17 protein-coding genes are annotated in these 19,014 nt (G+C 68.6%); 9 read left to right on the top strand and 8 right to left on the bottom strand.

Going from position 1 to position 19,014, the window contains the following annotated elements; genetic code table 11:
• Positions 1-10: 10 nt before the first annotated feature.
• From E1161_RS22435 to E1161_RS22425, 3 genes are all read right to left on the bottom strand, one after another.
• A complete protein-coding gene (locus E1161_RS22435) occupies positions 11-370 on the bottom strand; it encodes a DUF742 domain-containing protein (RefSeq protein WP_132626477.1) in 360 nt (119 codons plus the stop codon).
• Positions 367-771 (bottom strand): roadblock/LC7 domain-containing protein, encoded by a 405-nt coding sequence (locus tag E1161_RS22430; RefSeq protein ID WP_132626475.1) that lies wholly within the window; start codon positions 769-771, stop codon positions 367-369. Before E1161_RS22430 ends, E1161_RS22435 begins: the two co-directional genes overlap by 4 nt.
• Positions 772-838: 67 nt before the next feature.
• Positions 839-2,176 carry a sensor histidine kinase gene (locus E1161_RS22425; protein ID WP_132626473.1) on the bottom strand — a complete coding sequence of 446 codons (1,338 nt, stop codon included), beginning with the start codon at positions 2,174-2,176 and terminating at the stop codon, positions 839-841.
• Positions 2,177-2,558: 382 nt separating this feature from the next.
• Between E1161_RS22425 and E1161_RS22420 the strand changes: the two genes are divergently transcribed.
• Together E1161_RS22420 and E1161_RS22415 are read left to right on the top strand one after the other, a co-directional pair.
• Complete coding sequence (locus E1161_RS22420) at positions 2,559-3,362, top strand: SAM-dependent methyltransferase (protein WP_132626471.1); 804 nt, start codon at positions 2,559-2,561, stop codon at positions 3,360-3,362.
• Between the two features lie 66 nt (positions 3,363-3,428).
• Complete coding sequence (locus E1161_RS22415; RefSeq protein ID WP_132626469.1) at positions 3,429-4,535, top strand: acyltransferase family protein; 1,107 nt, start codon at positions 3,429-3,431, stop codon at positions 4,533-4,535.
• On the opposite strand, the gene E1161_RS22410 is transcribed toward E1161_RS22415, so the two are convergent.
• From E1161_RS22410 to E1161_RS22400, 3 genes are all read right to left on the bottom strand, one after another.
• Positions 4,523-5,884, bottom strand: a complete 1,362-nt coding sequence (locus E1161_RS22410) for a S28 family serine protease (protein ID WP_132626467.1) — start codon at positions 5,882-5,884, stop codon at positions 4,523-4,525. The genes E1161_RS22415 and E1161_RS22410 overlap by 13 nt on opposite strands.
• A gap of 152 nt (positions 5,885-6,036) precedes the next feature.
• Positions 6,037-6,972, bottom strand: coding sequence for a coiled-coil domain-containing protein (locus E1161_RS22405; protein ID WP_132626465.1), 936 nt, complete (start codon positions 6,970-6,972; stop codon positions 6,037-6,039).
• 271 nt (positions 6,973-7,243) lie between these two features.
• Entirely contained in the window at positions 7,244-7,819 is a 576-nt protein-coding gene (locus E1161_RS22400) for a TetR/AcrR family transcriptional regulator (RefSeq protein ID WP_132626463.1), read from the bottom strand.
• A gap of 522 nt (positions 7,820-8,341) precedes the next feature.
• On the opposite strand from E1161_RS22400, the gene E1161_RS22395 reads away from it, so the two are divergent.
• The 3 genes from E1161_RS22395 (at position 8,342) to E1161_RS22385 (ending at position 13,115) form a co-directional block, all read left to right on the top strand.
• The gene (locus E1161_RS22395) at positions 8,342-9,835 is read left to right on the top strand and encodes an aldehyde dehydrogenase family protein (RefSeq protein ID WP_132626461.1); all 1,494 of its coding nucleotides are present in this window, start codon (positions 8,342-8,344) and stop codon (positions 9,833-9,835) included.
• Positions 9,836-9,995: 160 nt separating this feature from the next.
• Positions 9,996-11,543 carry an APC family permease gene (locus tag E1161_RS22390; protein ID WP_132626459.1) on the top strand — a complete coding sequence of 516 codons (1,548 nt, stop codon included), beginning with the start codon at positions 9,996-9,998 and terminating at the stop codon, positions 11,541-11,543.
• A gap of 18 nt (positions 11,544-11,561) precedes the next feature.
• Entirely contained in the window at positions 11,562-13,115 is a 1,554-nt protein-coding gene (locus tag E1161_RS22385; RefSeq protein WP_132626457.1) for a GMC family oxidoreductase, read from the top strand.
• A gap of 144 nt (positions 13,116-13,259) precedes the next feature.
• Here E1161_RS22385 and E1161_RS22380 read toward each other — a convergent pair whose 3' ends face one another.
• Positions 13,260-13,817: a helix-turn-helix domain-containing protein gene (locus E1161_RS22380; protein WP_132626455.1), complete on the bottom strand. Its 558-nt coding sequence runs from the start codon at positions 13,815-13,817 to the stop codon at positions 13,260-13,262.
• Positions 13,818-13,868: 51 nt separating this feature from the next.
• On the opposite strand from E1161_RS22380, the gene E1161_RS22375 reads away from it, so the two are divergent.
• Positions 13,869-15,035 carry a benzoate/H(+) symporter BenE family transporter gene (locus E1161_RS22375; RefSeq protein ID WP_132626453.1) on the top strand — a complete coding sequence of 389 codons (1,167 nt, stop codon included), beginning with the start codon at positions 13,869-13,871 and terminating at the stop codon, positions 15,033-15,035.
• 35 nt (positions 15,036-15,070) lie between these two features.
• Here E1161_RS22375 and E1161_RS22370 read toward each other — a convergent pair whose 3' ends face one another.
• Positions 15,071-15,706, bottom strand: a complete 636-nt coding sequence (locus tag E1161_RS22370) for a cyclase (RefSeq protein ID WP_132626451.1) — start codon at positions 15,704-15,706, stop codon at positions 15,071-15,073.
• Between the two features lie 348 nt (positions 15,707-16,054).
• On the opposite strand from E1161_RS22370, the gene E1161_RS22365 reads away from it, so the two are divergent.
• The 3 genes from E1161_RS22365 (at position 16,055) to E1161_RS22355 (ending at position 18,993) form a co-directional block, all read left to right on the top strand.
• Positions 16,055-16,738 (top strand): HAD family hydrolase, encoded by a 684-nt coding sequence (locus E1161_RS22365; protein WP_132626449.1) that lies wholly within the window; start codon positions 16,055-16,057, stop codon positions 16,736-16,738.
• Between the two features lie 68 nt (positions 16,739-16,806).
• Positions 16,807-17,772: a phosphotransferase family protein gene (locus tag E1161_RS22360; protein WP_132626529.1), complete on the top strand. Its 966-nt coding sequence runs from the start codon at positions 16,807-16,809 to the stop codon at positions 17,770-17,772.
• A 3-nt stretch (positions 17,773-17,775) separates the two neighbouring features.
• Positions 17,776-18,993, top strand: coding sequence for an acyl-CoA dehydrogenase family protein (locus tag E1161_RS22355; RefSeq protein WP_132626447.1), 1,218 nt, complete (start codon positions 17,776-17,778; stop codon positions 18,991-18,993).
• Positions 18,994-19,014 lie beyond the last annotated feature (21 nt).

Genomic DNA, 19,014 nt, shown 5'->3' with positions numbered 1-19,014 from the left:
GGGGGTTCGGTCAGATGTTGCGAAGTCCAACGAGCACCTGCTTGAGGAAATCGGGAGTCGGGACCTCCGACGGGTCGCGCCGGGCGGAGGGGTGTCGCGCGGTGATCTTGCCCATCGCGTGGAGATCACCGAGCAGGATGCGCACCACGCTCACCGGGAGCCGGAGTTCGGCGGAGAGCTCGACCACCGAGATCGGTTCGCGGCTGAGCCGCAGGATGGCGGCGTGCTCCGACTGCATGCCCGGAATAGCTTCGCCCTCGGCGACCACCAGGGTCACCGAGTCGAAGGAGTCGTCGGCGGGACGGGTGCGGCCGCCGGTGACGATGTAGAGCCGGTCCGGGTCCTCGTCATCGAGCAGCCGCCTGGTCATGAGACCTCGGACCGGTTCGGACTCCGCAGGTGCTCGCCGATCTGCTCGACGAGCTCGTTCATGTTGTGGCCGACGATGCCCACGTCGGTCTCGTCGGAGGCGAGCACCGCCAAGTGCGCGCCGAACCCGGCCTCGACGATGCACAGCACACCGCCGTGGAACTCGGTCATGGACTGGCGCACTCCCCCGCTGCCGTCGCCGAACTCCACCGACGCGCCGTAGGACAGGCTCTGGATTCCCGAGGCGATGGCTGAGAGCTGGTCGGCCTGGTCGGGGCTCAGACCGGCGGTGTGGCAGAGCTTGAGGCCGTCCTTGGACAGCACCAGCGCGTGTCTGCTGCCGGGGGTGTTCTGCAGCAGGTTCTCCAACATCCAGTCGAGCTCGCGGGTGTCGATGGTCATCGCGGTTGCGGGACGACGGGCGGGGTGACCCGCTGTCCCACACCTCCAATCGAAGTCTTCGGGGGTGTCATCGGGTTTCCTCGTCCGAAGTGGACGAGTCGTCGCGTCGGGACTTGGAGAACGCGCCGAAGCGCGCACCCGCGTCCGACCGCTTGCCCTCGGCCTGCCTGGTGGCGGGGGCCGAGCGCACTGCGGCGAGGGTTCGTCCCCGGCGGCGCTTGGGGAGCTCGCCGGGTTCGGTCGGTTCGGTCTCGGTGTCGGCGTGCACGTCGAGGGTCGGCTTGCCCGGTTCGTCCGCGGGAGGCTCGGCGTCCTGACGCGGCTGGGTGATCAGCTTCTGCGGGATCATGACGACCACACCGGTCCCACCGCGCGCCGAAGCGCGGAAGGACACCGACAGCTCGTGCTTGCGCGCCAGGCATCCGACCACTGCCAGGCCGAGTCGGCTCCCGGAGATCTCGGCGAGGTCCAGCGGGGTGTCGGACACCGCGTGCTCAGCGCGGGCCAGCGCGGCGTCGCCCATCGCCAATCCGCTGTCCTCGACGGTGACGACAACACCGCTGTGCACCTCTTCGACGTAGACGTGCACCTCCTCGGTGGGAGGCGAGAACTTGGTGGCGTTGTCCATGATCTCGGCCAGCGCGTGCATCACGCCCTCGGCCGCGTAGCCGACGACCGCGACGGTGCTGGTGGAGTGCAACCGGATTCGCTGGTAGGAGCAGATCCGGCCCATCGCGCCGCGCAGGACGCTCTCCATCACGATCGGCTTGGTCCAGCGCCTGCCGCTGCGCGCTCCGGTGAGCACCGCGATGCTGTCGGCGAGCCGGCCGGCCTGCGCGGTGCTGTGGTCGAGCTTGAGCAGGTCCGCGAGGACGTCTTCGGATTCGTGCTTGCCCTCCATCTCGCGGAGGTCGGCGAGCATCCCGGTGGCCAGCGCCTGAACCCGGCTTGCGGCGCTGGCGCACGTCGACAGCGCGGCGGCGCGCATCTTCTCGCTGGTGGCCAGCTCTTTGGTCATGGCCTTGATGACGCGCCGGTGCGGAACGCTGAAGTCCTGCTTGTGGTCCTTGACCGCCTCCTCGGGGGTGGCTCCCGCGCGCAGCTGCCGGGCCACGCCTGGCAAGGCCTCGCCGGCCAGCCGCACCATGTCGCTGTTCATGCTGGCCGCGGCGAGGCGGTAGTGCCGGGTCATCTGCACCCCGCGAACAGTCGCGGCGACGGCGACCGACAGCGCGAGGACGAGCAACGCGCCGATCACGGCGACGGGTCCCGCGCCTGCGGGGATCTGGAGGACGACCCAGGAGAAGATCGTCCCGGAGACGAGGAGGGTCAGCACGAACGCGACGACAGCCGGAATCCGGTTAGGGAACTCTCCTCGCGGATGCAGCTGGGTGTCGGTCGACATCAACGGTTCCTCATCGCCGGATGCGGGTCGGGCTTGCTTTGGGCACGTTGTACGCGACGCAGATAGTAACGGAGAGCGTACAGCCGATGACTCCCTTCTGGGTGATACTCGCCTCACTGTGGCAACCAGCTCCTCATTTGATCTTCATCCGGAACCCGCCCTGCCGGTTATCCGCGTAGTTTTTTCAGTTCTTTCACAAGAGTGGAGTTGCTTTTCTTCCCTCCCCGGAATCCGATCACCACCATTCGCAGATCATTCGCACTACTCCATAGAGGTGACGCTGCGTCACTGCGCTGCGGAATTTTCACCTGATCAGGACGGCCGCTGATCACTACGCTACGCATCAGCAAAGTCACTCGCAGACACATTGGCGGCCCGACCGATGATCACCAGGACCCTAGACCTGGACCGTCCGAGCGACGCTCGTGTGCACGACTACCTGCTCGGCGGCGGCAGCAACTTCGCCGCCGACCGCGCGCTGGCCCGCCGAATCCTCGCGAAGGCGCCCTACGCCAGGCTGGAAGCCCTTGCCGCCCGCGACTGCCTGCGGCGCATGATGCGAACCTGCCTCGACCAGGGCGTCCGGCAGTTCCTGGACCTCGGCTCGGGCATCCCCATCGCGGGCAGCCCGCACGAGATCGCCGCGCGCGTGCTCTACGTCGACAACGATCAGATCGCCGCCACCCAGGGCCAGCTGCTGCTCGCCGGGAGCGAGACCGCTGCGATGGTGCACGCCGACATCCGAGATCCGGAATTCGTCCTGGCCGCCGAGGAGACGCGGCGGCTGCTGGACTTCGACCAGCCGGTGGCCGTGCTGATGCTCGGCGTGCTGCACCAGTTCGGTGAGCACCACCAGCCGGCCGAGGTGATCCGCCACTACACCGACGCGCTGGCCCCCGGCTCGCTGCTGGCGCTGTCGCACTTCACCGACGAGTTCGCGCCGAAACCGGCGCACGACATCCTCACGGTTCTGCCCGACTGCCCGCGCCCGGCCTTGCGCGACCGGGCCACCGTGCTGTCCCTCCTCGGTGATGTCGAGCTGCTGGAGCCCGGCGCGGTGCCGGTCGCCGACTGGCGGCCCGAACCGGGCGACGCCGACCTGCGCACGCCCGAGCCGCTGACCTTCGCGCTGCTGGCCCGCACCGCACCCACGCCCCCACCTCACCCGAACAGCTCAGGCATCTAGACTGTTCGCCCAGAATCACACTTCTACCAGCGAAGATGCGGACGGACCGACCTTGAGGTAGCGAGCGTGCACGAACTAACCGCTACGCGCGCGGGCAACCCCCCGCAGCGGAGCACCCGGAAAATCAGCTGGGACGCCGTGCGCACCGGATGCGTGGTGCTGGTGATGATCTACCACGCGACCCACATGAGCCGCGTGACCCATCCCGAGCTCTCCCCGCGCACGCTCGCCTTCCCGTACCAGGTCGGCGCGAGCATGCTGCTGGTCATCTCGGCCTACTTCGCGGCGGCCACCATCGGGCGCGGGAGCCTGCGGCGCTACTGGTGGAAGCGGATGGCGCGCCTCCTGCCGCCCTTCGTCGGCTCGGTGCTGCTGATCTGGCTGGTCCTGCGCTTCCTGCGCCCGCCAGGCTGGGTGGAGCCGAGCGGGCGGGACCTCGTCGGCCACCTGCTGATGCTGTGGAATTGGAAGCCGTCCGCCTACGCCTTCCTGGACGGTTCACATTGGACGGTCCCGCTGCAGCTGCTGGGATTCACCTTCGCAGCGGTGCTCTACGCCACCAAACTGGGCCACGGCAACAAGATCCTCTGGGTTCTGTGGACGGCGGTGCTGCTGCCGCTCGCGCAGTGGCACATCCGCATCTCCGGAGCGCCGGAGACCTACCGGATGCTCGTGGACGGTCTCGGCGTGCACCGCTGGCACCTGTTCGTGGCCGGGGTGGCGATCTGGACGGTCTCCACCGGGCGCCTCTCACGCGGGCACTTCGCGCTGCTGCTGGCCAGCTGCATGTTCGCCCAGGCCATGCACAACTACATCCGCCTGCCCGACGGGCAGCTCGACTGCGACTGGGGTTCCACCCTCGGCGTGTGGCTCGGACTGCTGGTGCTGACCCTGGTGGCGTGCGGCCCGGACTGGAAGCTGCCGCCCGCGCTCGCGCGCGGCGTGACCTGGTTCGCCGGGATCTCCTACGGCGTGTTCCTCAGCCACCAGACCATCGGCTACGTCCTGCTGCACTACCTGGACACCAACGGCGTGCCCCCGCTGCTGCAGACGTTGGCGATGCTGGCCACCGGCACGGCCGTGGGCTGGGCGCTGACCAGAGCGGTCGAACGCCCGGCCCACGACTACCTCATGCGCTTCTACGACCGGACGGCCGCCCGTCAGAGCGGGTGACGCTCCACCGGCTGGTGGTCGATGCGGGTGCTGCGCAGCGCCGGGACGTCGACCCCGGCCCAGCGGCGGACGGTGGCCTCGGCCTCGGCACGCTGGCCGACGGGCAGTCCGGCGATCTTGGCGCCGTGGTTGGCGCCCGGGACCAGGTAGGAGTGCGAGTCGTCGCGGCCCGGCTCGAAGGGCTCGGCGCTCCACGGGTCGTTCTGGCCGTTGACGAACATCAGCTCCGAGCCCCGGGTGCGGACCCAGGTGTCGACCTCGCGCATCACGCCCGCCTCGAACTCCATGGGGATCTCCCGGGGCACCAGGTTGCGCGGCTGGCTGAGCTCGCGGTGGTGCAGCAGGTCGGCCAGCGGCTCGTCGGAAACGCCGGGCCAGCCCAGCTGGGTTCCCGCCTGGTAGTAGTACGGCGTGTAGGGCTCCATGCCCTGATCGGTGTAGAAGGCGAACTCGACGGTCTCGTCCAGGAACCGGTAGATCTCGTCGGTGCTCGCGGTGGGCGCCGGAACCTGCCCGCAGTCCTGCTGACCGCGGTACTGCCAGAAGCTCCACGGCGCGTCCAGCACGACCAGCTCCAGGCCCCGATCGATGTCACCGATGATCCGGTCGAAGGTCATCCCCTGCGCGTCGGCGAACGACTGGAACCTGGCGATCATCTCGGGTCGGCGGATCAGGGCCTCGCGCTGAACGGCGGACAGCGCCTCGCGGCAGGCTTGATCGGTGCCGACGGAAGAGAGGAACCGGTCGTAGGCGTCGCGATCGTTGTCCACATCGTTCGGTGCGACGTACGCAACGGTTCCGGCCACGTCGTCCGGGTAGAAGTGGCGGTGGTACACCGCAGTCATGCCGCCCTTGCTCGCACCGGTGGTGATCCACCGCTGGTCGTAGATCTCGCGCAGCGCCAAGATGACCTCGTGCTCATCGGTGGCGGCCTGCCAGGTGTCGAGATCGTTCCAGTCTGCGGGTTCCGGGCGCGACGGGGTGAAGAAGCGGTGCTCCAGGTTCACCTGGTTGCCGTCGACCAGCTGCGTCGGCTCGGTGCGGTTGGTGCTGGCCGGGAGGCCGTAGCCGGTGGTGTGGAGGACCGTGGGTCGGCTGAGGTCGCGGTGCAGCAGGGTGAGGCGCTGCTCGAAGGAACCGGCGTCCCGGTGCCGGTGATCGGTCAGCTGGGTGAAGGTCAGGTCGAACAACCGGAAACCCGGTTCGGTCGGTCGCTCGCCCACGACCGTCATGCCCGGCAGCTCCTCCAGCCGCTGCGCGAGGTCCTCCGGCGGAGCGGCTCCCGCAGGCATTCCGACGAGCAACATCGCGCAGGCCACGGCGATGGTTCCCCATCCGCGCCAGTTCATCCGACCTCCCGGTGAGCACGACGATCGGAGCAATCTAGCCAGCCGAGCGGATCACGGGGAAGCGCGAGGCGAGTTCTCGACACGTTCGTCGGAGGCAGCAGTGGGCCACCCGCCGAACACCAGCGGGCGGCCCACGTGCTGATCACGACCGATCAGACGGTGGCTTCTGCCTCCTGCGGCAGCGTCTCCTCGTCGCGCTGCTTGGGCACCTCGACGTCCGAGTCTCCACCGTGGACGGTGTCGGCCACGTACGCGTCCGAAGCCTCGGTGTCGGAACCGCTCTCGGTGGCCACCAGGAACGGCTCGGCGTTGCCCAGGATCCGCTGCGCGTTGCGAACCTGCTCAGCCAGCTGCTGGCGGGTCTTGTGCATCGTCGCCGAGTACTCGTCGGCGCGCAGGATCCGGCGCTCGCCCTCGGCCGTGGCCTCGCGGACGCGGCGCTGAGCTTCCTCGCGGCTGGCCTGCTCGCGCTCGGCGAGGACCCGCATGGCCTCGTCGCGGCGGGCGGACATGGACGTCTCGAAGTCGCGCTCCACCTGGACGCGGCGCTCTTCGGCCTCCGCGTCGAGCTGCCTGCGCTGCTGCTCGGCCTCCTTGGCCATGGCCTGCACCTCGGAACGGGTGCGCGCGATCAGCTCGTTGCGCTGCTGCTCGGACTGGCGGCGCCACTCATCGGCCTCGGCGACCAGCTTCTCGTAGCGGTTGCGCAGCTCGGCTGCGGCCTGCTCGGAGCGGGCCCACTCGTGCTCGGAGGCCGCCTGAGCGCTGGCCACTATCTCCTTGGCCTCGTCCTCGGCCAGCCGGACCATGCGGCGCATCCGGTCGGACAGCGCGTCCAGCGAAATCGGCTCCTGCGCCTGGGCGTCGAGCTCCTGCTTGAGCTCCTCGACCTGAGCGCGAGCCTGGTCGAGCTGCGCTGACAGCTCGTTGACCTGGCTTAACGCCGAATCCCTGTCCTCGGTGACCAGGCGCAGTTCGGCCTCGGTCTGCTGGATGTAGAACTTCACCTGCGAGCGACGGTACCCGTACCAGACGGTGTCGAAATCTGCCTTGAGCGGTACCAGTTCGCGGTCTTCGATGTGCCCCACGGTCTCACCCCACTTGAGTTGATCAAATTTGCTGGGAGCGAGCCACGCCCCGACGCGGCAAGTCCGTGCCCGCACCGGTGATTCCTCCGTTGATGCGCCCGCCGGTCCGAAAACCGACGACTTCGACGACATCAACGACACCGATGCCACGGATCGCTATGCCTACATCTTCCTCGCAGACAGCATTGAGATCAACTGCCCTGATTCGGTGCAATCCAACGGACATCCGATGTTGACCGTCCGGACACCCGCCCTGAAATGCCCGGTGGAATCAGGTTTTCGCGCCCGGTTGCAGCATCCGCCGAAAAGTCATCTCGATTTCGTCTCGGCTCGGCACCGATTCCCGGACGATCCCCTGCAGCTGCCAACCGCAGAACAGCACCGACAGAGCCCGGCCGGTCGCCTCGTCGGTGTAGGAGGCGAACAGCTCGGCCAACCACGTGTCCCACTCCTGGCTCACCTGGCGCAAGGCCGGCTTGTGCAGTGCGGCGATGTAGAGCTGGTGCTCCACGGCCGTCTGCGCGCGGGCGGGCCCGAGGTAGTGCAGCACCAGGTCGGTCAGCGCCTGGGCGAGGTCGTTGCCCGATTCCAGGCCGGCGGCCCACTGCCGCATGTGCTCGACGTCGTCCTCCGCGGCCTGCCGCAGGGCGCTGGCGAGCAGGTCATCGAGGGTCGCGAAGTAGTAGGTGGTGGATCCGAGCGGGACACCCGCGGCAGCCGCCACGCTGCGGTGCGTGAGCTTCTCGACGCCGCGTTCGGCGACCACCTCGATCGCGGCGCGGGCGATGCGCTCGCGGCGATCGGGGTCCTTGCGGCGAGCCGGCGGCGCGGGCTGGGTGCTCGACATGCGCTCGGTGTTCCTCCCCTGTCACAGCGCGTGAACGCTCTTCGGCATCCGGGTGGCGAACCGGTCGGGGGTGGGGTGCTCGGCCCGCATGCGGAGACTCAGCTTGCCATGCCCGCCCCGATCGCGATGCGGTCCACGTCACCGACCAGGCGTTTGACCAGTTCAGCGCGCATTTTTCCACGAGTCCTACCGATGCTGAACACTTGATGATGTACAGATGTACATCCCTGGTGTTAGTGTCTTCTCCCGGCACCGCAGCCAATGGACGTGCGCGATGCGGAAATGCGCCGCGCGAATTGGACGAAAAACGCGCCAGATAGCCACCGAATGGACCACCAGGAGGTGAATTCGGAAACCGCATCGTACCGATGAGGGGTACGAATTCGGCGAATTGCTCCGCATCTAGGTGCGGATTCGTGTGGCGATGAATGGCGTCCGCCGCATCGTGCAACAGCCGCCTCTCGCGAGGCTTGTTCACGATGGCGCGAACGCGGACAAACGAGCGACAAACGGGGAAGAGCCATGCCGCAAGCAGACAATTCGGCAGCCACGCTGCACATCGACGGCAAGTGGGTCCCGGCCGCCGACGGCCGCACCCGGCAGATCCACTGCCCCGCCGACGGGAAGCTGGTCGCCACCGTCTCCGAGGGCGGCCGCGCCGACGCCGAGCAGGCCATCGCCGCCGCGCGCCGGGTCTTCGACGAGGGCGCCTGGTCGACCAGCTCGGCCTGGGACCGGGGTGATCTGCTGCTGCGCGTCGCCGACATCCTCGTCCGCGACAAGGACGAGTTCGCCCGCGCCGAATCGCTCGACACCGGCAAGCGCCTGGTGGAGAGCGAGTACGACATGGACGACATCGCCGCGTGCTTCCGCTACTTCGGCAAGATCGCGGGCACCGACGCGGGCAGCCTCGTCGACACCGGCACGCCGGACGCCATCAGCCGCGTGCAGTACGAGCCCGTCGGCGTCTGCGGCATGATCACCCCCTGGAACTTCCCGCTGCTGCAGGTCGCCTGGAAGGTCGCGCCGGCCATCGCCGCGGGCGACACCTTCATCCTCAAGCCCAGCGAGCTGACCCCGGCCACCGCGATCCTGCTGATGCGCGCCCTGGAAGAAGCCGGGCTGCCCGCCGGCGTCGGGAACCTGGTGCTGGGCGCCGGCGCCGAGGTCGGTTCGGTGCTGGCCGAGCACCCCGACGTCGACCTGATCTCGTTCACCGGTGGTCTGCACACCGGCCGCAGGATCTCCGCGATGGCCGCGCCGACCGTCAAGAAGGTCGCCCTGGAGCTCGGCGGCAAGAACCCCAACGTGGTCTTCGCGGACGCCGACTTCGACACCGCCGTGGACTTCGCGCTGACCGCGATCTTCCTGCACTCCGGCCAGGTCTGCTCCGCGGGCGCCCGGCTGATCGTGCAGGACGAGCTGCACGACGCGCTGGTCGACGAGATCGTGCGCCGCGCCGAGCAGATCCGCATCGGCGGCCCGTTCGACGACGACGCCGAGACCGGCCCGCTGATCTCCGCCGCGCACCTGCAGAAGGTCGACGACTACGTCACCAAGTCGGTCGCCGAAGGCGCGGTGCTGCGCACCGGCGGCAAGCGCCCCGAGGGCGAGCGCTACGCCGACGGGCACTACTACCTGCCCACGGTTCTCGACGAGGTGAAGCAGGGAACCCATGCGGTCACCGAGGAATCGTTCGGCCCGGTGCTGACCGTCGAGCGCTTCACCGATGAGGACGACGCGATCCGCATCGCCAACGACACCCACTACGGACTGGCCGGCGCGGTGTTCACCGGCGACCCCGCCAAGGCGCAGCGGGTGGCCAACCGGCTGCGGCACGGCACCGTGTGGATCAACGACTTCCACCCCTACCTCCCGCAGGCCGAGTGGGGTGGTTTCAAGCAGTCCGGCATCGGACGCGAACTCGGCCGAGCCGGACTCGGCGAGTACCAGGAGGCCAAGCACGTCTACCAGAACCTGCGGCCCGGTCCGCAGAACTGGTTCTCCGCGAAGTAAGGAGAGGAATCTTGTGTTCGGTGCGGTGGCCCGAGTGCCACCGCACCGCCCGCAAAACTATTGTGGGAAGCGGGATTTCGCGCTAGCAGAAAACAACCAACCCGCGTCGTCGCACCTGCCATCCGGGCGGGTGCGGTCGGCCGGGGAAGGAGTTCGGGGCATGAGCGCGCCCACCACCAATCACGACGCCGAGCTCAACGAGTTCGGATACACCAACAAACTGAAGAGAAGCCTGGGCAGTTTCCACACCTTCGCCGCAGGCATCAGTTACATCTCGGTGCTCACCGGCGCCTTCCAACTGTCGTACTTCGGCATCGGTTTCGGCGGACCCGCCTACGTGTGGTCCTGGCCGATCGTGTTCCTGGGGCAGTTGCTGGTGGCGTTGAGTTTCGCCGAGCTGGCATCGCGTTACCCGATCGCCGGTTCCATCTACAACTGGGCCAAGAAGCTCGGAGGTCCCCACGTCGGCTGGCTGGCCGGCTGGATGATGCTGCTGGCGTCGATCGTGTCGATCTCGGCCACCGCGCTGGCCTACCAGAACACGCTGCCTCAGATCTGGGCCGGTTTCCAGCTGATCGGTGATGGCTCGGACGCCACCGACTCCGCGGTCAACGCGGTGCTGCTGGCGCTGGTGCTGATCCTCTTCACCACGCTGGTCAACGCCTACGGCGTGAAGCTGATGGCGCAGATCAACTCCACCGGTGTGTTCATCGAGCTGGCCGCAGCGGTGCTGCTGATCATCGCGCTGGCGCTGGTCGTGGTGAACCCGCCGACGGTCATCCTCGACACCAACGGCACCGAGGCCGCGTACGGCGGCAGCTACCTGAGCGCCTTCCTGGTCGCCGGCATCGCCTCGTCCTACGTCATGTACGGCTTCGACACCGCTGCCTCGCTCGGCGAGGAGTCGATCGACCCGCACAAGAACGCGCCGCGCGCCATCCTGCGGGCGCTGATCGCCTCGTTCGTCCTCGGCGGTCTGATCCTGCTGTTCGGCATGATGGCCACCCGCGACTTCAGCGCCCCGGAGCTGGCCGAATCCGGCCTGCAGTTCGTCCTCAGCGACGCGCTCGGCCCGTTCGTCGGCCGACTGTTCCTGCTGGCGATCTTCGTGGCGATCACCGTGTGCGTGCTGGCCGTGCACACCGCCGCGATCCGCATCATGTTCGCCATGGCCCGCGACAACGCGCTGCCCGCCGGCCACCTGCTGGCCCGGGTGAGCCCGCGGTTCCAGACGCCGGTCGCCCCCGCGGTGTTCATCGGTGTCGTCGCGGTCGTGCTGCTGCTGGTCAACATCGGTCAGCCGCAGATCTTCACCGCCATCACCTCGCTGGCGATCATCCTGATCTACATCTCCTACCTGCTGGTGACGATCCCGATGCTGGTCGCGCGCTTGCGCGGCAAGTGGAAGCCGGTCAAGGAGGAAGGCCGCTTCAGCCTCGGCAAGCTCGGGCTGCCGATCAACGTCCTGGCCGTGCTGTGGGGCCTCGGGATGTCGATCAACCTCGCGTGGCCGCGCAAGGACGTCTACAACGCCGAACCGCCGTACCACTGGTACTTGCAGTACAGCTCGGTGCTGTTCGTCGGGATCGCGGCCGTGGGCGGATTCGCCTACTACTGGTTCGTCCAGCGGCACAAGGTGGGTGTGCTCGCCGACCACGCGGTGTCCGAGAAGGACGCCGAAGGCAACGAGAAGACCTCACTCGTCTGAGTCCTGAAAGGAATGACCATGACCGATCAGTTCGACTACGTCGTGGTGGGCGGCGGTAGCGCGGGTGCGGCGGTCGCGGCACGGCTTTCGGAGGACCCCGGCACCACCGTGTGCCTCCTCGAAGCCGGCCCGTCCGACGTCGGCGACAGCAACATCCTCGAGCTCAAGAAGTGGATGGCGCTGCTGGAGTCCGGTTACGACTGGGACTACCTGATCGAGCCGCAGGAGAACGGCAACTCCTTCATGCGGCACGCCCGTGCCCGCGTGCTGGGCGGCTGTTCCTCGCACAACTCCTGCATCGCGTTCTGGGCGCCCGCCGAGGACCTCGACGAGTGGGAGTCGATGGGCCTGCCGGGCTGGGGCTCGGCGGACATGTTCCCGCTGTACAAGCGGCTGGAGACCAACGACGGACCGGGCGACCACCACGGCCGCAGCGGACCGGTGACCATCCGCTCGGTCCCGCCGAAGGACCCGACCGGTGTCGCGCTGCTCGAAGCCTGCGAGCAGCGGGGCATTCCGACCACCGAGTTCAACTCCGGCAAGACCGTCACCCACGGCGCCAACTGGTTCCAGATCAACGCCAAGCAGGACGGCACCCGTTCCTCCTCGTCGGTGTCCTACCTGCACCCGATCATGGACCGGCCGAACCTGGAGATCCGCACCAACGCCTGGGCCAAGAAGGTCACCTTCGACGGCACCCGAGCCACCGGTGTGGAGTACCTCAGCGACGACCTGGTCCACTCGCGGACGATCACCGCCCGCGAGGAGGTCGTGCTGTCCACCGGCGCGATCGACACGCCGAAGCTGCTGATGCTCTCGGGCATCGGCCCGGCCGAGCACCTGCGCGAGTTCGGCATCGACGTGCTGGTCGACTCCCCCGGAGTCGGCTCCACCCTGGAGGACCACCCCGAGGGCGTGATCAGCTGGGAGGCCAAGAAGCCGATGGTGGAGGACTCCACCCAGTGGTGGGAGATCGGCATCTTCACCCGGACCGCAGAGGGCCTGGACCGACCGGACCTGATGTTCCACTACGGTTCGGTTCCGTTCGACATGCACACCGTGCGGCAGGGCTACCCGTCGTCGGAGAACTCCTTCTGCCTGACGCCGAACGTCACCCGCGCGCGCTCCACCGGCACGGTCCGGTTGCGCAGCAAGGACTTCCGGGACAAGGCCAAGGTGGACCCGAAGTACTTCACCGACCCGGAAGGTCACGACATCCGCGTCATGACCGAGGGCATCAAGCTGGCCCGCGAGATCGTCGCGCAGTCGGCGATGCAGGAGTGGGCCGGCCAAGAGCTGTTCCCGGGCGAGGACGTGCAGACCGACGACGAGATCGCCGACTACATCAAGCGCACCCACAACACCGTCTACCACCCCGCTGGTTCGGTGAAGATGGGCGCCGTGGACGACAACTCGAAGCCGCTGGACCCGCGCCTGCGCGTCAAGGGCGTGCAGGGCTTGCGCGTCGCCGACGCCTCGGTGATGCCGTTCCTGGTGGCGGTGAACCCCAACATCACCACCATGGCCATCGGCGAGAAGTGCTCCGACATGCTCAAGCAGGACAACGCCTGAGCATGCACGCGGCGGGTGTCCTCCGGCGAGGACACCCGCTCCCGGGCCCCTGAACCGCCCCGAAACGGCCAGGTGCTCACCCCCTGAGAGTCCCTCCGGTCCCCCGCCCCGGAGGGACTTTCGCTTCCCTGCCTGGCGCCCGGCTCAGGCCGGGTAGCGCATGACGAGGGTTGCCGTGGTGGCGTCTTCGGGGGCTTCGTAGACGTGGGGGACCGTGGCGTCGAAGCGGATGTAGTCGCCGGGGCCGAGGGTCTGCGGGTCCGATTCGGGTCCGGTGTGGAGCGTTCCGGTGTGGACGTGCAGCTGCTCGATGACCCTGGGGTGGTGCGCCGGGGAGGTGTAGCGGGTGCCCGCGCGGACGTGCAGGCGGTAGATCTCCAGACGGGTCCGCCCGTCATCGACGCTGTCCAGCAGCTCGACGTCAGCGGCGTGGCCGGAGATCTCGGGCCCGGCCGAGCGGTGGACGTGGAGAGCTCCCCCGTCTCGCGGCTCGGGTTCGGCGGCCAGGAGCCGGCCGAGGGGCAGTCCGAGCACCGTGGCGAGGGCGTAGAGGGTCTCCAAGGTCGGGTTCCGGTTGCCCGCTTCGAGTTCGGAGAGCGTGCCCTTGCCGATTCCGGCCTGCCTGGCCACCTCCGACAGCGACAGGCCGCGGCGGGTGCGGGCCGCGCGCAGGTTCTCCCCGACGAGCTTGACCGGTTCCACGGGCACCTCCTAACATCCCCGATCGTTCCATATGCAGAACGGACGGGTCTCGTGCAGTTGCGTCAGCGGATCTCCGCCGCACCGCTTCCCACCCTGGTCGCCGGAGCCGTCACCACCTTGGTCGGGGTGGTGAGTTCGGCCGCCATCGTCTTCGAGGCCGCCCGCGCGCTGGGAGCCACCCCCGCCGAGATCTCCTCGTGGATCCTGGCGCTGGGCATCGGCATCGGCGCCACCTCGATCGCGCTGTCGCTGCGCACCCGCGCGCCGATCGTGCTCGCCTGGTCCACGCCGGGCGCGGCGCTGCTGGCGGCGAGCGGGCACGGGCTGTCGATGCCGGAGGCCGTGGGCGCGTTCCTGCTGGCCGCAGCGCTGTCGCTGCTGGTGGGCGTGACCGGGCTGTTCGAGCGGGCGGTGAACCTGATCCCGTCGGCGATCGCCGCCGCGCTGCTGGGCGGTGTGCTGCTGCGGTTCGGGATCGACCTGTTCACCACGATGCGGGAGCAGTTCGCGCTGGTCGCGGCGATGCTCGTGGGCTACCTGCTGGGCAAGCGCTTCCTACCGCCCTACGCGGTGCTGATCGCGCTGGTCATCGGTGTGGCCGGGACCGCGTTCGGGGGCGGCCTGCGGGCCGGCGACGTCGACCTGGCGCTGGCGACTCCGGTGTGGACGTGGCCGGACTTCTCGGTGCACTCGGTGGTCGGCATCGCGATCCCGCTGTTCGTGATCACCATGACCTCGCAGAACCTGCCCGGCGTCGTGACGCTGCGAGCCCACGGCTACACAACGCCGATCTCGCCGGTGCTGTCGTGGACCGGAGCGGTGAACGTGCTGCTGGCGCCGCTGGGGTGCTTCGGCATCAACCTGGCGGCGATCACCGCTGCGCTCGCCATGGGCGAGGAGGTCCACCCCGACCCCGGCCAGCGCTACAAGGCCGCGATCACCTCGGGGGCGCTGTACCTGGTCATCGCGGTGTTCGGGGCGACGTTGGCGAGCCTCATCGCGGCGTTCCCCGGCGCGTTGATCGCCGCGCTGGGCGGCATCGGCCTCCTGGACACGATCGGCGGGTCACTGGCCAAGGCCACCTCCGGTACTGCGAGCCGCACCGCCGCGCTGATCGCCTTCCTGGTGACCGCCTCGGGCGTCACGGCGTTCGGCGTCGCGTCGGTCTTCTGGGGCCTGATCGCCGGGATCGGCGCGCACTTGATCACCCGGAAGTAGTGGCGGGACGCCGTCGCGTCCCGCCACTCCCCGCATCAGCCGATGGTCGTCGTGGTCAGCGTCGGGTTGGGGTTCGGGAAGCAAGCCGACGGGACGTCGACGTCACCGATGATCGAGGACACGACCGCCGTGAAGGTCAGTCCGGGGTCGTCGTAGCTGGTCCCCGCCAGCTTGGTCTCGATCGTGCCGGACTCACCCGCGGTGAGGTGCACGGTGATGGTGGGAAGCTCGAACTCGCTGCCACCGGCGATCGGACCGTCGAGGTGCAGCGTGGCGACGCCGTTCTCGACGTTGATGGTCGGTGGGTTCGGGCCCAGGTTCGAGCCACCGGACAGTTCGGCCGAGACGTAGGTGGAGTTCGCCGGGATCGGGAGCTTCAGGTCGAAGCCGCCGACCTCCTTGACCGTGTTGCCGTTGACCTCGCCGGGGATGGTGTTCACGGCCGGGTCGACGACGACGTCGAAAGCCGCTCCGGGAGCGACGGTTTCGGGAGCGGAGACGTCGGTGCTCTGCTGCAGGGTGAACTGCTGAGCACCCGTCGGCGCATCACCGTTGCAGTCGAAGTTGATGTCGAAGGGGGCTGCTACCGCCTGCGGGGCGACGGCGAGGGCTGCGGTTGCTGCGAAGGCGGCCGCGATCGCGGCGCGCTTTCCACTGAGGACGGACTTCATTGGCCTCTCCTGCACGATCGGTGGGAGTCGAAAAGTGCTGTCCGCGCGGCGATTTCGTAACCTACCGACGAGTAAACACCAGGTCAACGACGGTGTTTTTGCCGGACTTACCACCTTTGACCCAGGGTCGCCGGATTGGGCCGAACGAGTTTCCGCAACCGCCACCTCGACGAGCGCGACTGGCCTGACCGGCCTCGTTCGATCGGGATGAACCAGGCGCCCGCTGACCCGCCGTGATCGCGCGGCCTCCACCCGGGCGACCCCGACATCACCCTGGCGCACGTGCCCCACCAGCCCCTCCGGACTGGGTCTAGCGCGACATACCGTCTAGTCGGTACGGTCCTGTCCATGGGTTCCAGTGCTGTCGGCCCGACCGTCCGCGCGGTCGTCTTCGACTACGGAGGTGTGCTGACCACACCCACCCGCGACTCGATCAACGCCTGGCTGACCGAAGAGCGGATCCGCCCGGAGCTGTTCTCCGCCGCGCTCAAGGAGTGGCTCTCCCGCGACGCGCCCGCGGGCACGCCCGTGCACCTGCTGGAAACCGGGGAGCTCGACGCCGACGGCTTCAACGAGGCCATGGCGGCCCGGCTGCGCACCCTCGACGATCAGCCCGTCGCGCCCGATGACCTGCTCGGACGCCTCTTCGCGCGGATGCGCCCCGAACCGGCCATGCTGGAAGTGGTGCGAGGACTGCGCGAGCGCGGAATCCGCACCGCACTGCTGTCCAACAGCTGGGGCAACATCGACGCCTACCCGTGGGAGCAGCTGACGGGCCTGTTCGATTCCACCGTCCTCTCCGGCCAGGTCGGGCTGCGCAAACCCGACCCCCGCATCTACTGGATGAGCCTGGACGAGCTCGACCTGCCCGCCGAGCAGACCGCCTTCGTCGACGACGGCAGGCCCAACGTCGACGCCGCCCACGCCCTGGGCATGCACGCCGTGCTGCACACCGGCCCGGCGGCAACCCGAACCCGGTTGGCGGAACTGCTGTTGACCGGATCCGCACCGCAAGACGAGGAGACCAGGTGAACGCACCCGAGCCCGACGAGCTGCCCGGCCTCGACCTGCACAGGCTGCGGGCGTACCTCAACGTCGAGATGCCCGGCATGGTCCCCGGCGAGCTCACCGGCGAGCTGGTGCAGGGGGGCCGCTCGAACCTGACCTACATCGTCGGCGACGGCAACCGCGAGTGGGTCGTGCGCCGCCCGCCGTTGGGTCACGTGCTGGCCACCGCGCACGACATGAGCCGCGAGCACCGGATGCTCACCGCCCTGGCCGACACCCGCGTGCCGGTGCCGCGCACCGAGCTGCTGTGCCAGGACGAGGAGGTGCTGGGCGCCCCGTTCTACGTCATGGAGTACGTGCGCGGCACCGTCTTCCGCACGGCCGAGCAGACCAAGGCGCTCGGCGAGCAGCAGCGCCAAGACCTGTCCTTCCAGCTGATGGACGTGCTAGCCGACCTGCACTCCATCGACCCGGCCTCAGTGGGGCTGGCCGAGTTCGGCCGCCCGGAAGGCTTCCTGGAACGCCAGGTGCGCCGGTGGACCAAGCAGCTCAAGGCCTCCCACAGCCGCGAGGTCGAGGGCATCGACGAGCTCTCCCAGCGGCTGGCGGCTTCGGTGCCGACCAGCGGGCGCGTCGGCATCGTGCACGGCGATTACCGGCTGGACAACGTCATCGTCGGCGACGACCAGCGGATCAAGGCCGTCCTGGACTGGGAGATGGCCACCATCGGCGACCCGCTCACCGACCTCGGCCTGCTGGCGGTGTACTGGGAGGGCTTCAGCGGTTTGGAGAACAACCCGATCGCCAAGGGCGTCGGACCGGAGTACGGATTCCCCAGCGCCAAGCAGCTCTTCGCCCGTTACGCCGAGCGCAGCGAGCTGGACCTGTCCGATGTGGACTGGTACCTGGCGTTCGGCTACTTCAAGATCGCGGTGATCCTGGAAGGCATCCACTACCGCTTCATCCACGACCAGACCGTCGGCGAGGGCTTCGAGCACGTCGGCGGCCTGGTCGCTCCGCTCGTCGCGCATGGCCTGGCGACCCTCAAGGAGGCATGAGAGATGGATTTCGCGTTCGACGCACGAACCGAGGAGCTGCGCGGTCAGCTGCTGGAGTTCATGGACTCGCACATCTACCCGGCCGAGCCGGTGTTCGCCGAGCAGATGGACGAAGGAACGGATCGCTGGTCGGCGCACCCGCCGATCATGGAGGAGCTCAAGGCCGAAGCGCGCAAGCGCGGCCTGTGGAACCTCTTCCTGCCCGGTGAGCACGGCGCGGGGCTGACCAACCTGCAGTACGCGCCGCTGGCGGAGATCATGGGGCGCTCCGGTCAGCTGGCACCGGAGGCCACCAACTGCGCCGCACCGGACACCGGGAACATGGAGGTTCTGGCGCAGTTCGGCTCCGACGCGCAGCGCAAGCAGTGGCTCCAGCCGCTGCTGGACGGGGAGATCCGCTCGGCGTTCTGCATGACCGAGCCCGATGTCGCCTCCTCCGACGCGACCAACATCGGCACCCGCATCACCCGCGACGGCGACCACTACGTCATCAACGGGCGCAAGTGGTTCTCCTCGGGGGCGATGAGCCCGCGCTGCAAGGTCCTGATCGTGATGGGCAAGACCGACCCGGACGCCGAGCGGCACCGCCAGCAGAGCCAGGTCCTGGTGCCCAAGGACACCCCGGGCGTCGAGGTCAAGCGCGGCATGCACGTCTTCGGCTACGACGACGCCGACCACGGTGGCCACGCCGAGATCGTGTTCAACGACGTCCGCGTGCCGGTGGACAACGTCATCTCCGGTGAGGGCGAGGGCTTCGCGATCGCCCAGGCGCGGCTCGGCCCCGGCCGCATCCACCACTGCATGCGCGCCATCGGCATGGCCGAGCGGGCGTTGGAGCTGATGTGCCGGCGCACCTCCGAGCGGGTCGCGTTCGGCAAGCCGCTGGCCGAGCAGGGCGTGGTGCAGCACTGGATCGCCGAGTCCCGGGTGAAGATCGAGCAGGCCCGGCTGCTGGTGCTCAAGACGGCATGGCTGATGGACACAGTCGGCAACCAGGGCGCGCACACCGAGATCCAGTCCATCAAGGTCGCCGTTCCCGAGGTGGCAACCTGGGTCGTCGACCGCGCCATCCAGGCCCACGGCGGAGGCGGCGTCTCCCAGGAGTTCCCCCTGGCGGCGCTCTACGCCCACGCCCGGACCCTCCACCTGGTGGATGGCCCCGACGAGGTCCACCGCCGCTCCCTGGCCCGCCGCGAACTCGGCAAGTACAAGAAGAAGTAACCCACCACCCCTCTTCCCCGT

The organism is Saccharopolyspora aridisoli (assembly GCF_004348445.1).
GTDB classification, from domain to species: Bacteria; Actinomycetota; Actinomycetes; order Mycobacteriales; family Pseudonocardiaceae; genus Saccharopolyspora; species Saccharopolyspora aridisoli.
Note: the sequence above shows the minus strand (reverse complement) of the source record. Positions and strands in the feature narration are given on the sequence as shown.

Excerpts from the sequence above, each read along its gene's own strand:
- E1161_RS22370 (WP_132626451.1), bottom strand. The coding sequence starts at position 15,706 with ATGAAGTCCGTCCTCAGTGGAAAGCGCGCCGCGATCGCGGCCGCCTTC.
- E1161_RS22385 (WP_132626457.1), top strand. The coding sequence starts at position 11,562 with ATGACCGATCAGTTCGACTACGTCGTGGTGGGCGGCGGTAGCGCGGGT.
- E1161_RS22435 (WP_132626477.1), bottom strand. The coding sequence starts at position 370 with ATGACCAGGCGGCTGCTCGATGACGAGGACCCGGACCGGCTCTACATC.
- E1161_RS22360 (WP_132626529.1), top strand. The coding sequence starts at position 16,807 with ATGCCCGGCATGGTCCCCGGCGAGCTCACCGGCGAGCTGGTGCAGGGG.
- E1161_RS22365 (WP_132626449.1), top strand. The coding sequence starts at position 16,055 with ATGGGTTCCAGTGCTGTCGGCCCGACCGTCCGCGCGGTCGTCTTCGAC.
- E1161_RS22355 (WP_132626447.1), top strand. The coding sequence starts at position 17,776 with ATGGATTTCGCGTTCGACGCACGAACCGAGGAGCTGCGCGGTCAGCTG.
- E1161_RS22390 (WP_132626459.1), top strand. The coding sequence starts at position 9,996 with ATGAGCGCGCCCACCACCAATCACGACGCCGAGCTCAACGAGTTCGGA.
- E1161_RS22430 (WP_132626475.1), bottom strand. The coding sequence starts at position 771 with ATGACCATCGACACCCGCGAGCTCGACTGGATGTTGGAGAACCTGCTG.
- E1161_RS22425 (WP_132626473.1), bottom strand. The coding sequence starts at position 2,176 with ATGTCGACCGACACCCAGCTGCATCCGCGAGGAGAGTTCCCTAACCGG.
- E1161_RS22410 (WP_132626467.1), bottom strand. The coding sequence starts at position 5,884 with ATGAACTGGCGCGGATGGGGAACCATCGCCGTGGCCTGCGCGATGTTG.
- E1161_RS22400 (WP_132626463.1), bottom strand. The coding sequence starts at position 7,819 with ATGTCGAGCACCCAGCCCGCGCCGCCGGCTCGCCGCAAGGACCCCGAT.
- E1161_RS22395 (WP_132626461.1), top strand. The coding sequence starts at position 8,342 with ATGCCGCAAGCAGACAATTCGGCAGCCACGCTGCACATCGACGGCAAG.
- E1161_RS22420 (WP_132626471.1), top strand. The coding sequence starts at position 2,559 with ATGATCACCAGGACCCTAGACCTGGACCGTCCGAGCGACGCTCGTGTG.